The sequence below is a fragment of the Streptomyces sp. NBC_00503 genome (genome assembly GCF_036346895.1).
In the GTDB taxonomy this organism is placed as follows: Bacteria; Actinomycetota; Actinomycetes; order Streptomycetales; family Streptomycetaceae; genus Streptomyces.
Genome location: NZ_CP107855.1, coordinates 3560277 through 3573816 on the forward strand (window position 1 = coordinate 3560277; position 13540 = coordinate 3573816).

A 13540-nucleotide genomic window follows, 5' to 3' on the forward strand; every position below is an offset into this window, starting at 1 on the left:
CGGCATGATCAAGGGCGTGATGTTCGACTTCTCCGGAACCCTCTTCCGCATCGAACCCACCGAGGACTGGCTCCGCGCGGTACTGACGGAAGCCGGGATGGACGTACCCGAGGCGGAACTCCTCGACTGCGCCGCCCGTTTGGAGGAGGCAGGAGCCCTGCCCGGCGGTGCCAACCCCCGCCGGATGCCGCCCCACCTGGCCGCCCTGTGGCAGGAGCGCGACCTCGGCGACGCGCAGCACCGGGCCGTCTACACCGCCCTCGCCCGCCAGGTGGAGCTGCCCGGGGCGGAGCGGGCGGACGGGGCGGGCGGGGCCGAGCGGGCAGACCAGGCTGACCGGGCCGACCGGGCCGACGCCCTGTACGAGGCCTTGTACGACCGCCACCGCACCCCCGCGGCCTGGCGGCCCTACCCCGACACGGCGCGCACGCTCGCCGCCCTGCGCGAGCGCGGCATCCCGGTCGCCGTCGTCAGCAACATCGGCTGGGACCTGCGCCCCGTCTTCCGCGCCCACGGCTTCGACCACCTCGTCGACGCCTACGTGCTCTCCTTCGAACACGGGGTCCAGAAGCCCGATCCCCGGCTCTTCCAGGCCGCCTGCGACGCGCTCGGGCCGGCGCCCGCCGACGTACTCATGGTCGGCGACGACCGCGTCGCGGACGCGGGGGCCGCCGCGCTGGGCTGCCGGGTCCAGCTGGTCGAGCACCTGCCGGTCGACCGGCGGCCGCAGGCACTGACCGAGGCGCTCGGCGGCCTGCTCTGACGCGGCGGGTTCCGGCCTGCTCTGACGCCGGGGGCCCCGGCCTGCTCTGACGTGGCCGGCTCCTGCCGCTACTCGGCGGCCGCCCGGCGGGTGAAGTCCATCGTCCAGTTGTGGACCCAGCCGGCGCCCCCGTCGGCGGAGAAGAACTGCTCCCAGCGCGGGGACCCGGTATCCGTCCGCGACCACACGAACCGCACCAGGACCGCCTTGCCCCCGTAGGTGTCCTCACCCTCGAAGACCCCCCGGCCCGTGCCCGCCTCGAACCGCCCGACGACGGGTGGGAACAGCGTCCCGGTCCGGCGGCTCACCCAGTTGAGGGTCCACTGCTCGAGCGCGGGATCGTAGAGGCGCAGGGTCAGGCCGCCGGAGCCCTTGGTCGGGAACTCGATCTCGTCCACGTTCGCGGCGCCGCCGAAGTGGCGCGTGGCGCGGGAGGTCCCCGGGAACTCCTCCCATCCGCTGTCCGGGTCGAGGAAGTCGGCGAGCCAGCGGTTCGCGACGTCCCAGTCGCCGAGGAAGAAGTCGAAGTCGTTCACGTGCGGGCTCCCTGAGTCGTTCGTTCGTTTCGTTCGTCTCGTTGCTGATGGGGGAACCGTAGGAGCACTCCACTGACATCCTGTGTCAGTGAAGTCCAGCCGCTTGATCTCGATGCTGCTCCTCCTCCAGACCCGCGGCCGGATGACCGCCGCCGAGCTCGCCGAGGAACTGGAAGTCTCCGTGCGCACGGTCTACCGCGACGCGGACGCCCTGGCCGCGGCCGGCATTCCGCTCTACGGCGATGCGGGCCACAGCGGCGGCTACCAGCTCCTCGACGGCTACCGGACCCGCCTCACCGGCCTGGCCCCGGGCGAGGCCGAAGCCCTCTTCCTCACCGGAATGCCGGGCCCCGCCGCCGAACTGGGCCTCGGCCGCGCCCTGTCGACCGCCCAGCTGAAACTCCGGGCCGCCCTGCCTACGGAGCTGCGCGCGCAGGCCGACCGGATGCGGCTGCGGTTCCACCTGGACGCACCGGGCTGGTACGCGGAACAGGAGGAGACCCCGCACCTGGGGCAGGTCGCCGACGCGGTCTGGCGGGGCCGGGTCATCGAGATCCGCTACCGCCGCTGGAAGGCCCCCCACGAGGTGGACCGGCGGCTGGCACCGTACGGGCTGGTCCTCAAGGCGGGGCGCTGGTACTTGGTGGCGGGGCCGGTCGCGGGCTCGGCCGGAGCCGTGGACCCGGGGCCGCCGTTCACCTACCGGGTGGACCAGATCCTGGCGGTGCGGGAGACGGCGCAGGAGTGCGAACTCCCCGAGGGCTTCGAGCTGGCCGCGCACTGGCGTCGGACCCAGGACGAGTTCCACGAGCGGCTGCACCCGGAGGAGGCGGAGGTACGGGTCTCCGCGCGCGGCGCGACCCTGCTGACCGGCGCCCAGGCCAAGGCCCTCGCCACCACGGGCACCCCGGATCCCGAACTGGCCGGGTGGACACGGGCGGTACTGCCGATCGAGTCGCACGCGCACGCGCAGGCGCTGTTCCTCGGGCTCGGCGCGGAGGCGGAAGTCCTCGCCCCGCCGTCGCTGCGCGGCCGGATCGCGGCAACCGTGGCCGCGATGGCGGCCCGCTACGCGTGAACCCTTCCCTCCGGCGGCCTGCGGCTGGGATGCTCCGCGCATGACGACACCTCGGATGTACCTTGCCGTGGCGGCACTGAGTGCGCTCGCGCTGGGTGTGGCCATGGCCAGCGGCTGGGGCCAGGACTGGCCGGACGCCTTGCCGCCGGCGACGGCGAACGTCCAACACGCGGATGTCGTACCGACCGCGGCCCCTGCTCCTCCGGAGTCGGACCCGGCCGGGGTCTGACCCGTCAGCCAGGCCCCGCCTTCAGCGGCGGGTTTGGGAGCGCACCGCGCCCATGCTTGCTGCGATGACCAGGGCGATCGCCGCCGCGTCGAGTGCCGACAGGGCCTGGTTCAGTACCAGGAAGCCCGCCGTCGCGGCGATCGCCGGTTCCAGGCTCATCAGGATCGCGAAGGTCGGCGCCGGCAGCCTCCGTAGGGCCAGGAGTTCCAGCGTGTAGGGCAGTACGGAGGACAGCACCGCCACGCCCAGCCCCAGCGCCAGCGTGCTCGGCAGCAGCAGGGCCGAGCCCGCCTCGATCACTCCGAGCGGGAGGGACAGTACGGCGGCCACCGCCATCGCCAGGGCCAGCCCGTCCGCCTGCGGGAAGCGGCGGCCCGTGCGGGCGCTGAAGACGATGTACGCCGCCCACATGCCGCCCGCTCCGAGCGCGTACGCCGCGCCCAGCGGGTCCAGGCCGCCGAAGCCTCCCCCGCCGTGGGTGGACAGGAGGACTACGCCGGCCAGGGCCAGCCCCGCCCACAGGAGGTTCATGAGCCGCCGGGAGACCACTACGGACAGCACCAGCGGGCCCAGCACCTCCAGGGTGACGGCGGGGCCCAGCGGGATGCGGTCGATGGCCTGGTAGAAGAGGCCGTTCATGCCGGCCATGGTCACGCCGAACCACCACACGGTGGTCCAGTCGGAACGCGAGTAGCCGCGCACCTTGGGCCGGCAGACGAGCAGCAGCACCAGCGCGGCCGCCGCGAGCCTCAGGGTGACCACGCCCGCCGCGCCCGCCCTGGGCATGATCATGACCGCGAGGGCGGCACCGAACTGCACCGAGACGCCCGCCGTGACCACCAGGGCCACCGGCCCGAAACGGGCCCGCAGCGACCCGGGGGCCGGGCTGGGGGCGGGCGTGGAAGCAGGGGCGGGCGCCGTGGGCGGGGCGGCAGGCGAGGCGGAGGACGTCGGTACGGGCATTTATCCAGATTAGGCCGTCCGTAAGGACCGTGCCTGCGTGTTTTGCCTTACATCCGGCGCGGGCGCCCCCGCGACACCTCCGGCTCCGCTTCCTCCAGCGCCTCCGCCAGGACCTCCGCCAGGTGCCGGGCCCGGCCTCCGGCCAGCTGCGCGATCTGGGTCCGGCAGGAGAATCCGTCCGCCAGCACCTCCGCACCCGGCGGCGCCGACCGCAGCGAAGGGAGCAGCTGTTCCTCGGCGCAGGCGACCGAGACCTCGTGGTGGCCCGGCTCGAAGCCGAAGTTCCCCGCGAGGCCGCAGCAGCCGCCGGTCAGCTCGCCCGTCAGCCCGGCCCGCTCGCGCAGCCGGCGGTCCGGGCCGTCGCCGAGGACCGCGTGCTGATGGCAGTGGGTCTGGCCGGCGACCGGCCGGTCGAGCCGGGGCGGCTGCCAGTGCGGGGCGTACTCCTCCAGGGTCTCGGCGAAGGTACGGACGGCCGCGGCGAGGCGGTGTGCGCGGGGGTCCTCCGGGAGGAGGGCCGGGAGGTCCGTGCGGAGGGCTGCCGCGCAGCTCGGTTCCAGGACCAGGACCGGGCCCTGCGGGTCGCCCATGGCGTCCATGGCGTCCAGCGTGCGGCGCAGGACCTTGCGGGCCCGGTCCAGGCGGCCGGTGGAGATGTACGTCAGGCCGCAGCAGACGGGGCGGCCCGGCAGCCTGGCCTCCAGGCCGGCGGCTCGCAGCACCTGGACGGCGGCGTGCCCGGCCTCGGGGGCGAGGTACTGCGTGAAGGTGTCCGGCCACAGCGTGACGACGGTCCCGGACCGGGGCGCGGGTGCGGGTGCGGGTGGGCCCTGCGGGCGGCTGTCCCCTACCCGCCCTTCCGCCGTTCCCCGGGGCTGCGCCCCGGACCCCCTGGGGCTCCGCCCCGGACCCCGCTCCTCAAACGCCGGAGGGGCTGGATTTTCCAGCCCCCGGCTGAACGGGGTCCGGGCCAGCGCGGGCAGCGGGCGGGACCGCTCCAGGCCCGGGATGCGTAGGAAGCGGGCTGCGAGGTTCGCCGGAGCGGTCAGCCGCAGGGCGGAGATCGTGCGCAGCCAGGCCGGGAGGCCGCCCAGTAGGTAGTGGGACAGGGGGCGCAGTCGGCCGGACCAGTGGTGGTGGAGGAACTCCGCCTTGTACGAGGCCATGTCCACGCCGACCGGGCAGTCGCTGAGGCAGCCCTTGCAGCCCAGGCAGAGGTCCAGCGCCTCGGCGACTTCAGCCGAACGCCAGCCGTCCGTCACGATCTCCCCGGCGAGCATCTCGTGCAGCAGGCGGGCCCGGCCGCGCGTGGAGTGGCGTTCCTCCCCCGTGGCCCGGTACGACGGGCACATCACCCCCGGCCCGCCGGTGTCGAGGGACCGGCACTTCGCCACGCCCACGCAGCCCGCCACCCCCTCGGCCAACCCACCCACTGGTCCCGGACCCGAACCCCCCAGCACCGCGAAGCGGAGGTTCTCGTCCAGCCGGGCCGGGTGGACGAGGATCGCCGGGTTCATGCCGCCCGCCGGGTCCCAGACGGCCTTGTAGGCCTCGAAGAGGGAGATCACCGAGGGGGCGTACATCCGCGGCAGCAGCTCCGCGCGGGCCTGCCCGTCGCCGTGTTCGCCCGAGAGGGAGCCGCCGTGCGCGACCACCAGATCGGCCAGGGCCGAGGAGAAGGTGCGGAAGCGGGCCACGCCCGGCGGCGTCATCAGGTCGAAGTCGATCCGGACGTGCACGCAGCCCTCCCCGAAGTGGCCGTACGGGGATCCGCGCAGCCCGTGCTCCGCCAGCAGTGCGCGGAATTCCCGCAGGTAGGCGCCGAGCCGGGCCGGGGGGACCGCGCAGTCCTCCCAGCCCGGCCAGGCCATCGAACCTCCCCCAGACTCCGTCCGGGAGGTGCCCCCTGGCATCCGGGTGGCCGTGCCCGCCGCGTCCTCGCGGATCCGCCACAGCGCCCGCTGCCCCGCCGGGTCGGTGACCAGGAGGGAGTCGAGCGCGTCCGCGCCCCGTAGGAGGGCCCGGCCGGCGGCCTCGTCCCACGTCTCCACGAACAGCCACGCCCCGCCCCGGGGCAGGCCGCCGGCCGCCGGGCCCACCAGGTCGGCGGCCATGCCCTCCACCGTCAACAGGCCGCTCGGCGGGCCGCCCCCGGACACCAGAGCGGCCGCCGCGTCCGCCGCCGCGCTCTCGTCGGTGTACCCGAGCACCGCGAGCACCGGCGCGCGCGGGGCCTCCACGAGGCGCACCACGGCCTCCGTCACCACCCCGAGGGTGCCCTCGCTGCCGCAGAACGCCCGGGCGGCCTGCACACCCCGCTCGGGGAGCAGCGCGTCGAGGTCCCCGTAGCCGGAGATCCGCCGGGAGAAGCCGTCGGCCGGGCCTCCTGCCATGCCCGTGCGCAGGACCGCGAGGTGTCCCGCCACCAGTTCCCGCAGGCCCGGCGGGGTTCCGGTCCAGCCTGTGGCCAGGCGGTGGCGGGCGCCCCCGTACGCGGTCACGGACAGCTCGGCCACGTTGTCGGCGGTGGTGCCCCAGGCCACCGAGTGGGCCCCGCAGGCGTTGTTGCCGATCATGCCGCCGAGGGTGCAGCGGGAGTGCGTGGACGGGTCCGGCCCGAAGGTCAGCCCGTGCGGGCGCGCGGCGTCGCGCAGCCGGTCGAGGACCAGGCCCGGCTGGACGACGGCGGTGCGGGATACGGGGTCCAGCGATACGAGGGCGTTCATGTGGCGGGTCAGGTCCAGGACCACCCCGACGCCCGTGGCCTGGCCCGCGATGGAGGTGCCGCCGCCGCGCGGGACGACCGGGACTCCGGCCTCGGCGCACACGGCGAGGGCGGCGGCCACGTCGTCTCCGTCGCGCGGGGAGACCACGCCGACCGGGACCCGGCGGTAGTTCGAGGCGTCCATGGTGGTCAGGGCCCGAGCGGCGGCCGAGAAGTCGACCTCTCCGCGCAGGTTCGCCCGCAATGTCCGTTCGAGGGTTCGTTGCCTCGCGCGCTCGTGTTCACCGGGTGACGTCACGTCCGACACCTTCCCACCCCGACCCCGCCGTTCCCGCGCGTCTCATCCGGTGGACGCGCCTCCAAGGCGCGGACTCCGACCCGATACGCTCGGCTCGTGGCTGAGATCCAGATTCCCGCTGACATCAAGCCCGCCGACGGACGCTTCGGCGCGGGCCCCTCCAAGGTGCGGACCGAGGCGCTGGACGCCCTCGCCGCCACCGGTACCTCCCTGCTCGGAACCTCACACCGCCAGGCCCCGGTCAAGAACCTGGTCGGCTCGGTGCGCCAGGGCCTCCGGGACCTCTTCTCCCTCCCCGAGGGCTACGAGGTGATCCTGGGCAACGGCGGCTCCACCGCCTTCTGGGACATCGCGACCGCCGGTCTCATCGAGCGGAAGTCGCAGCACCTCACCTTCGGTGAGTTCTCCTCCAAGTTCGCTTCGGCCGCGAAGCTCGCGCCGTGGCTGGACGCGCCGTCCGTGATCTCCTCGGACCCGGGCACGCACCCGGACCCGGTGGCGGAGGCGGGCGTGGACGTCTACGCGTACACGCACAACGAGACCTCCACGGGTGTCGCGGCGCCGATCAAGCGCGTCGCGGGCGCCGACGAGGGTTCCCTCGTTCTGGTGGATGCGACCTCGGGCGCCGGCGGTCTGCCGGTGGACATCACCGAGACCGACGTCTACTACTTCGCCCCGCAGAAGTCCTTCGCCTCCGACGGCGGCCTGTGGCTGGCGGCGTTCTCCCCGGCGGCCCTGGAGCGCGCGGCCCGCGTGCACGCCTCCGGCCGGCACATCCCGGAGTTCTTCTCGCTGCCGACGGCGATCGACAACTCGCTGAAGAACCAGACGTACAACACCCCGGCGCTCTCCACCCTCTTCCTGCTGAACGAGCAGCTGGAGTGGATGAACAGCCAGGGCGGCCTGGAGTTCACGACCGGTCGTACGGCGGCCAGCGCGGCCCACCTGTACGGCTGGGCGGAGGCGTCGAAGTACGCGAACCCGTTCGTCGCGGACGCCGCCAAGCGTTCCGCGGTCATCGGCACGATCGACTTCTCGGACGACATCGACGCGGCGGCGGTCGCCAAGGTGCTGCGCGCCAACGGCATCGTGGACACCGAGCCGTACCGCAAGCTCGGCCGCAACCAGCTCCGTATCGCGATGTTCCCGGCGATCGACCCGGCGGACGTCCAGGCGCTGACCGCGTGCGTGGACTACGTCATCGAGAACCTCTGACCGACTGACGGCCGACTGACAGCCGACCCGCACGCTCCGGAGCCCCCGGTGACATCCCGTCACCGGGGGCTTCCGCGTTCCTGAAAGGGTCCTGAAGGCCTCGGGCCCGGAATCCGCCCCGGACACCGGGACCTTGGTCCCAAAAATGGGGGCAAAGAGCCCGCAAACGCAGTATCCCGACTGCCCCCGCGGCCTGCGGTTTTATCCGCCGGGACCTTCGGCAGGGGCCCTTCCCGGTGCCCGGAAGGGCCGCAACCAACCACCCCAGGATGTCCCTCATGTCTGGTGTGCCGGGAAAAACCCCGGCCCGTTCAGGAGGAACCCCATGCGCAAGGCACTCACCCTCTCGACGATCGCCCTCGCCTCGTCGATGGCCCTGGCGGTCCCCACCGTCGCGTTCGCCGCCGACTCCACCCCGACCGCCGCGAAGGCCAGCGCCGGCGCCGAGGCGGCCCCGGTGGCCCTGAAGCTCTCGACCTCCACCGCCGCGACGGGCGACTCCATCCAGCTCTCGATGGAGGTCCCGGACGGCTCGACCAACCTGTCCATCTCCTCCAAGGCCCTGGACGACGTCAAGATGACCGACGGCCGCGGCGCCACCGCCAAGGTCGCCAAGGTTCCTGCCGGCAGCTACGGGATCTCCCTCACCGGCACGGGCCCCGACGGCAAGAAGATCCAGGCCACTGCGCAGCTGACCGTCAAGGCCGACACCCCGAAGCCCCCGAAGCCGACCGACTCCACGCTCAGCCTCTCCGCGGACCACGGCAAGCCCGGCGACAAGATCCAGGTCACCATCAAGACCGCGCCGAACGAGAAGAGCGCGTTCATCAAGTCCGACGCCTTCGGCGGTCAGATCAACCTGAAGAACGACGGCAAGGGCGTCTGGACCGGCACCGCGGTCGTCTCCAAGGACGTCAAGTCCGGCTACTACGGCGTCCACGCCTTCGCGGGCGGCAAGGAGTTCGACACCGTGAAGTTCTCCACCGACGCCACCGGCACCCCGAAGCCGGCCCCGCTCGACCCGAGCAAGCACAAGACCCCCAAGGGTTCCGTGAACACCGGCCAGGCCCCCCTCGGCTGGGTCCCCTCGGATGCCGCAGACCATGGCTGAGCGGTCCACCCGGAACCTCGCCCCCCGCCGGAGCGGCCGCGCGGTGCGCGTGGCCGCCCTGGCGGGCACGGCGGCCCTCACCGTCGCCCTGGTGAGCGCCTGCTCCTCCGGCGGCGGTGACGCAGCCGCGGTCAACAACCCGGCCGCCGCCAAGCCCGCCTCGGTGCTGGGGGCCTCCGTCCCGGACCGCATCGTGATCCCGGACATCAAGGTCGACGCCCCGCTCGACACCGTCGGGCTCGACGCCCAGGGCGTCATGCAGGAACCGGACTTCGCGAAGCCGAAGGACGCTGCCTGGTACAAAGACGGCCCGACCCCCGGGGAGAAGGGCGCGGCCGCCGTCGTCGGGCACATGGACACCCCGCAGGAACCCCAGGCCGTCTTCTACAACCTCAAGAAGCTGAAGAAGGACGAGAAGATCGAGATCCACCGCGACGACGGCTCCACCGCCGTCTTCGCCGTGGACGAGGTCGACACCTTCAAGAAGGACCGGTTCCCGACCGACAAGGTCTACGGGGACACCCACGGCAAGGCGGAACTGCGCGTCATCACCTGCGGCGGCAACCTCACCAAGGACCGCCACTGGGACGCCAACGTCGTGGTCTTCGCGCACCTCGTCGGACAGGAATAGCCCGGCCGAACGGTCAGGCCGAACAGCCGGGCCGAACAGTCAGGACCCTGCGGTCACTTGCTGATGGCGAAGCGCATCAGGGCCTGCTCGTCGCCCGGCTTGATCTTTCCGGTCTGGTTGATGACCTGCAGCTTCCAGCCGGACCCGTCCCGGATCGCCTTGGCGACGGCGCAGCCGTTGTCGGTGCCGAGCAGGCTCGGCCAGATGTCGGCGACCTGCTGGCTGCTGCCGCCCGTCGCGTCGTACACCTTGAAGCTGATGTTGCGCGCGTTCTGGAACGAACTGCCCTTCTTGTACGCGGCGGCGACGAAGACGATGGACGTGACGTTGCCCGGTATCCGGGCGAACTCGACGGTCACCGTCTCGTCGTCGCCCTCGCCGTGCCCGGTCTGGTTGTCCCCGCTGTGGAGCAGCGAACCGTTGCCCATCGGGTCCAGGGAGTCGAGGCCCGCGAGGCGGACCGGGTCCGAGCCCTGCATGGCGATCGCGATCAGGTCCAGGTCGGTTCCGGTCTTGCGCTTGAACTTGCCCAGCAGCCCGCCGCTGCTGCCCGCGGTGGGGTCCCAGGAGACTCCGATGGACAGGTGGGTCACGCCACCGAGGTCCGCGGGGCCGTCTTCCTTGGTGAGCGTAATCATGGGCACCTCATAGCTTGGGCGACTGCGACCCATGAAGTGTGCCTGAGCCGCGCCGCCGACGGCCTCGTGGAGTCGGGCGCATCCGCACGCGATACCTTCAGGACCTCCGCATCCGGCATTCCGTGAATGCGGGACAGAGCGGTACGGCTTGGAGGCAGCGGCGTGAACGTGCGAGTGACGGCGGCCCAGGGTGGCATCGACCCCTTCGGTACGGCACGGCTGCGGCGCGGGGTGCTCGATGCCTGGGGTGCGGGCCCGGCACGTTTCCGCGAGGACGCCAACGCCGAGGAGGACCTGGCCCTCGGCGGCTACCGCGACCGGCTGGTCGTCGAACTCGCGCAGAACGCCGCCGACGCGGCCGCCCGCGCGGGGGTCCCCGGCCGGCTGCGGCTCACGCTGCACTCCGGCGAGGGCGGCCACGCGGTGCTCGCCGCCGCCAACACCGGGGCCCCGCTGGACGCCACCGGCGTGGAGTCGCTGTCCACCCTGCGCGCCTCCGCCAAACGGGACGACAGCGCCGGCAGCGTCGGCCGCTTCGGCGTCGGCTTCGCCGCCGTCCTGGCCGTCAGTGACGAGCCCGCCGTGCTGGGCCGGCACGGCGGAGTCCGCTGGTCGCTGGCCGAGGCCCGCGAGCTGGCCCGCGGCGCGGCCGTCGGCAGCCCCGGCCTCGGCGACGAACTGCGCCGCCGCGACGGGCACGTACCGCTGCTGCGGCTCCCGTTGCCCGCCGAGGGAACCGCTCCCGACGGCTACGACACCGTCGTCGTCCTCCCGCTGCGCGACTCCGCCGCCGAGGACCTGGTGCAGCGGCTGCTCGCCGCCGTGGACGACGCCCTGCTGCTGACCCTGCCGGGGCTGGCCGAGGTCGTCGTGGAGATTCCGGCGGAGGGTGCGGACGGGGGCGTACGGACGCTGACGCGCCGCGTCGAAGGCCCGTACACCGTCATCCAGGACTCCGGCACCGGTACGAGCGCCGGCACCGGCACGAGCCGCTGGCGTACCGTCCGGCACTCCGGCCCCATCGACAAGGCCCTGCTCGCCGACCGCCCCGTAGAAGAACGGCTGCGGCCCGCCTGGGCGGTGTCCTGGTCCGTCCCCGTGGACTCCGAGGGCGCCCCCGTCCGCCCCGCCACCGCACCCGTCGTGCACGCGCCGACCCCGACCGACGAACCCCTCGGCATCCCGGCGCTGCTCATCGCGACCCTGCCGCTGGACACCGCCCGGCGCCACCCCGCGCCGGGGCCGCTGACCGACTTCCTGGTGGAGCGCGCGGCCGACGCGTACGCCGAACTGCTCGGCTCCTGGGACCCGGTGAGCACCGCGCTCGTGGACCTCGTACCCGGCCCGCTCGGCAAGGGCGAGCTCGACGGGGCCCTGCGCGCGGCCGTCCTCAAGCGGCTGCCCCGCACCGCCTTCCTCGCCCCGGCCGCCCCCGCCGAGGACCCGGAGGAGTTCGGCGTGCGCAGCGCCCTGCGGCCCTTCGAGGCCGAGGTGGTGGAGGGTGCGGGCGCCGATACCGTACGGGTCCTCGCCGAGGTGCTCCCGACCCTGCTCCCGGCCGGCCTGGAACGCCGCCCCGAGCTGCGCACCCTGGGGGTGGGCCGGCTGCCGCTGGGCGATGCCATCGAGCGGATCGCGGGCATCGAGCGGACCCCCGACTGGTGGCACCGGCTCTACGACAGCCTCGCGGGCGTGGACCCGGACCGGCTCTCGGGCCTCCCGGTGCCGTTGGCCGACGGGCGCACCGCCATCGGGCCCCGGCACATCCTGCTGCCCGGCGCGGACACCCCGCAGGGGGTCGACGCCGCGAGCCTGGCCCGGCTCGGGCTGAAGGTGGCCCACCCGGACGCGGCGCACCCGCTGCTGGAGAAGCTCGGCGCGCTCCCGGCGACCCCGCGCGCCGTTCTGACGACCCCGCAGGTGCGGGCGGCCGTCGCGGGGTCCCTGGACTCCGGGGAGATCTGGGACGAGGACGGCCTCGACGCCGAGGAGCTCGCCGACATCGTGCTGGGGCTGGTGCGCGGCGCCGAGCTCTCGCCCGGCGACGAACCGTGGCTGGGCGCGCTCGCCCTGCCCGACGAGGACGGCGAACTGACCCCCGCCGGTGAGCTGCTGCTGCCCGGATCCCCGCTGGCCTCCGTCATCCGCGAGGACGAAGTCCCTTACGTGGACGCCGACCTGGTGGCCAACTGGGACGAGCGGACCCTCACCGCCGTCGGGGTCCTGGCCACCTTCCAGCTGGTCCGCGCCACCGACGTGGTCCTGGACCCGGACGAACTGGAGCCCCGCGACGGGGACTTCGCCGAACCCGACGACGCCGGCCTGCTGGACGCGGTCGACGTGTGGTGCGAGGACCTCCTGGACCAGCTCCCCGACACCCCCGTCCCGCCGGTGGCGACCGAGCTGGTCGCCGTACGGGACCTCGACCTGGTCGACGACGACTGCTGGCCCCAGGCCCTGGCCATGCTCGCCCAGCCCCCGCTGCGCGACGCCCTGACCCAGCCCGTCCGCATCCTGCTCCCGGACGGCACCACCCGGTCCGTGCGCTCGTACACCGCCTGGTGGCTGCGCGACCACCCGGTCCTCGACGGCCGCCGCCCGGCCGGCCTGCGCTCGGCGGGCGGCGACCCGCTGCTGGCGGGCCTGTACACCCCGGCGGACGCCACCGGCTTCGAGGACGAGCAGGTCTTGCGGGCGCTCGGCGTACGCACCTCCGTGCCCGCCCTGCTCGCCGAACCCGGCGGCGCGGCCGAGCTCCTGGCCCGGCTCGCCGACCCGGAACGCGAGGTCGGCGGCCGCCAACTGCACGCCCTCTACGGCGCTTTGGCGGACCTCGACCCCGAGCAGGTCACCCTGCCCGACGAGCTGCGCGCGGTCGTGGACGGCGAGGTCGTCGTGGTGGAGGCGGCCGACGCGGTGATCGCGGACGCCCCCGACCTGCTCCCCCTGACGGCCGGCCTCCCGCTGCTGCCCGTGGCCCCTTCCCGCGCCGCCGACCTGGCGGAACTGTTCCAGGTGCGCCGCCTCTCGGAGACGGTCCCCGCGGAGGTCACCACGGAGGGCGAGGAACACGAGGTCCCGGAGTCTGTCCTCCACCTCCTCGGCCCGGCCACCCCGGCCAGCTACGTGGAGCACGAGGAACTCCTGGCGGGCGGCATCGAACTCGACTGGCGCCGCACCCCGGACGGCACCCTGCACGCCGCCACCCTGGAGGGCGTCGCCGCAGCCCTCGCCTGGGCCGCCGGCCAATGGCCCCGCCGCTTCGAGGTCGCAGCCCTCCTGGAGGACCCGTCCCGCACGGCCGAACTGGCCCGGGACCGCTGGTTCGACTAGCCCCCCCCGGCCGCGGAAAC

At 73.8% G+C, this 13540-nt stretch carries 11 protein-coding genes; 7 read left to right on the top strand and 4 right to left on the bottom strand.

The features are described from left to right. The first annotated feature begins 4 nt into the window (after positions 1–4). The gene (locus tag OG490_RS16585) at positions 5–763 is read left to right on the top strand and encodes an HAD family hydrolase (protein WP_330297078.1); all 759 of its coding nucleotides are present in this window, start codon (positions 5–7) and stop codon (positions 761–763) included. A 68-nt stretch (positions 764–831) separates the two neighbouring features. Here the strand turns inward: OG490_RS16585 and OG490_RS16590 are convergent, their stop codons facing one another. Next, complete coding sequence (locus OG490_RS16590; protein ID WP_330297079.1) at positions 832–1299, bottom strand: hypothetical protein; 468 nt, start codon at positions 1297–1299, stop codon at positions 832–834. Positions 1300–1387: 88 nt separating this feature from the next. On the opposite strand from OG490_RS16590, the gene OG490_RS16595 reads away from it, so the two are divergent. Both OG490_RS16595 and OG490_RS16600 read left to right on the top strand, forming a co-directional pair. Continuing rightward, positions 1388–2377: a helix-turn-helix transcriptional regulator gene (locus OG490_RS16595; protein WP_330297080.1), complete on the top strand. Its 990-nt coding sequence runs from the start codon at positions 1388–1390 to the stop codon at positions 2375–2377. 40 nt (positions 2378–2417) lie between these two features. Beyond that, a complete protein-coding gene (locus OG490_RS16600) occupies positions 2418–2606 on the top strand; it encodes a hypothetical protein (protein ID WP_330297081.1) in 189 nt (62 codons plus the stop codon). A gap of 21 nt (positions 2607–2627) precedes the next feature. Here OG490_RS16600 and OG490_RS16605 read toward each other — a convergent pair whose 3' ends face one another. Both OG490_RS16605 and OG490_RS16610 read right to left on the bottom strand, forming a co-directional pair. Beyond that, positions 2628–3569, bottom strand: a complete 942-nt coding sequence (locus OG490_RS16605; RefSeq protein ID WP_330297082.1) for an EamA family transporter — start codon at positions 3567–3569, stop codon at positions 2628–2630. A 47-nt stretch (positions 3570–3616) separates the two neighbouring features. Further along, complete coding sequence (locus OG490_RS16610) at positions 3617–6601, bottom strand: FAD-binding and (Fe-S)-binding domain-containing protein (RefSeq protein WP_443065825.1); 2985 nt, start codon at positions 6599–6601, stop codon at positions 3617–3619. A gap of 87 nt (positions 6602–6688) precedes the next feature. On the opposite strand from OG490_RS16610, the gene serC reads away from it, so the two are divergent. The 3 genes from serC (at position 6689) to OG490_RS16625 (ending at position 9549) form a co-directional block, all read left to right on the top strand. After that, the gene (serC, locus tag OG490_RS16615) at positions 6689–7807 is read left to right on the top strand and encodes a phosphoserine transaminase (RefSeq protein ID WP_330297084.1); all 1119 of its coding nucleotides are present in this window, start codon (positions 6689–6691) and stop codon (positions 7805–7807) included. 325 nt (positions 7808–8132) lie between these two features. Further along, on the top strand, positions 8133–8918 hold the full coding sequence (locus OG490_RS16620; RefSeq protein WP_330297085.1) for a hypothetical protein: 786 nt from the start codon (positions 8133–8135) through the stop codon (positions 8916–8918). Further along, the gene (locus OG490_RS16625; RefSeq protein WP_330297086.1) at positions 8911–9549 is read left to right on the top strand and encodes a class F sortase; all 639 of its coding nucleotides are present in this window, start codon (positions 8911–8913) and stop codon (positions 9547–9549) included. Before OG490_RS16620 ends, OG490_RS16625 begins: the two co-directional genes overlap by 8 nt. A 53-nt stretch (positions 9550–9602) precedes the next feature. Here the strand turns inward: OG490_RS16625 and OG490_RS16630 are convergent, their stop codons facing one another. Then, entirely contained in the window at positions 9603–10187 is a 585-nt protein-coding gene (locus OG490_RS16630) for a TerD family protein (protein WP_330297087.1), read from the bottom strand. Positions 10188–10349: 162 nt separating this feature from the next. Between OG490_RS16630 and OG490_RS16635 the strand changes: the two genes are divergently transcribed. Beyond that, entirely contained in the window at positions 10350–13520 is a 3171-nt protein-coding gene (locus OG490_RS16635; protein ID WP_443065826.1) for a sacsin N-terminal ATP-binding-like domain-containing protein, read from the top strand. The last annotated feature ends 20 nt before the right edge of the window (positions 13521–13540 follow it).

Bases quoted from the DNA above. Each gene is read 5' to 3' on its own strand.
- OG490_RS16630 (WP_330297087.1), bottom strand. From the start codon at position 10,187: ATGATTACGCTCACCAAGGAAGACGGCCCCGCGGACCTCGGTGGCGTG.
- OG490_RS16605 (WP_330297082.1), bottom strand. From the start codon at position 3,569: ATGCCCGTACCGACGTCCTCCGCCTCGCCTGCCGCCCCGCCCACGGCG.
- OG490_RS16600 (WP_330297081.1), top strand. From the start codon at position 2,418: ATGACGACACCTCGGATGTACCTTGCCGTGGCGGCACTGAGTGCGCTC.
- OG490_RS16620 (WP_330297085.1), top strand. From the start codon at position 8,133: ATGCGCAAGGCACTCACCCTCTCGACGATCGCCCTCGCCTCGTCGATG.
- OG490_RS16585 (WP_330297078.1), top strand. From the start codon at position 5: ATGATCAAGGGCGTGATGTTCGACTTCTCCGGAACCCTCTTCCGCATC.
- OG490_RS16625 (WP_330297086.1), top strand. From the start codon at position 8,911: ATGGCTGAGCGGTCCACCCGGAACCTCGCCCCCCGCCGGAGCGGCCGC.